We start from the raw sequence: 698 nt of genomic DNA, 5'->3' as shown, positions 1-698 counted from the left end.
CTAAAACCCCCGCCTGCCATATACAATTTGTTGTAAGCCGTATTTTATTTTAAATTAAAACCCTTTAGTTCATTTGACTTTCTTATTTTTATTGTTCCGTCATCGTTCTCAATTAATTTTGATATTTCGGGGTCAGATTTCGCATAAATAACTTCACATGTATCTCCTATTCTTATTAATTCTTTATGAGGCATATAATTTTTATCCCCCAGATAAATCTGTCCATTTATCTTATATTCGTACTTCACATAATCTCTTGCTTTTGCCCCAATGTATTTTTTTATGATTATTCCATAAGTGTGAGCAGGGTCTTTTTCTAATTTTTTATTCTCCTTATTTACTACAATAAATCCATAGGCAATAAAGCCAATCAAAGGAATTGCTATCAAAATCAGTTTTACGATTTCTTTTCTATATTTCATGTTCAATTAAAATTAGTCGTAATTGTTACTCAACTCATTTATAAAATTGGCCATTTTCAATATGGCTTACAACGTTCTAGTATTTTATCCATTGTTCAGATAAACTGCTGTTAAATTTAGAAATAAAATTGGAATGATTCGTTATTTGGAAAAAGCGGATTCAAATAATGGATAAAATATAGTTGGACTGATCCCCGTCGCCGCTATGGGCCTGCTATGGTGTGTGTTTTCTTTTTGTAGATACCCATGAGTCCTTATTGTATTTTGTTGTCGTTT

At 30.8% G+C, this 698-nt stretch carries 1 protein-coding gene; it reads right to left on the bottom strand.

Annotation, left to right across the window (positions count from 1 at the left end):
* Window positions 1–44: 44 nt before the first annotated feature.
* Window positions 45–422, bottom strand: coding sequence for a hypothetical protein (locus NC99_RS06820; protein WP_053181346.1), 378 nt, complete (start codon window positions 420–422; stop codon window positions 45–47).
* Window positions 423–698 lie beyond the last annotated feature (276 nt).

It is taken from the genome of Sunxiuqinia dokdonensis (assembly GCF_001270965.1).
Classification (GTDB): domain Bacteria; phylum Bacteroidota; class Bacteroidia; order Bacteroidales; family Prolixibacteraceae; genus Sunxiuqinia; species Sunxiuqinia dokdonensis.
This window is presented reverse-complemented; position numbering and strand designations above follow the sequence as displayed.

Coding starts and splice junctions, on each gene's coding strand:
- NC99_RS06820 (WP_053181346.1), bottom strand. CDS start 422: ATGAAATATAGAAAAGAAATCGTAAAACTGATTTTGATAGCAATTCCT.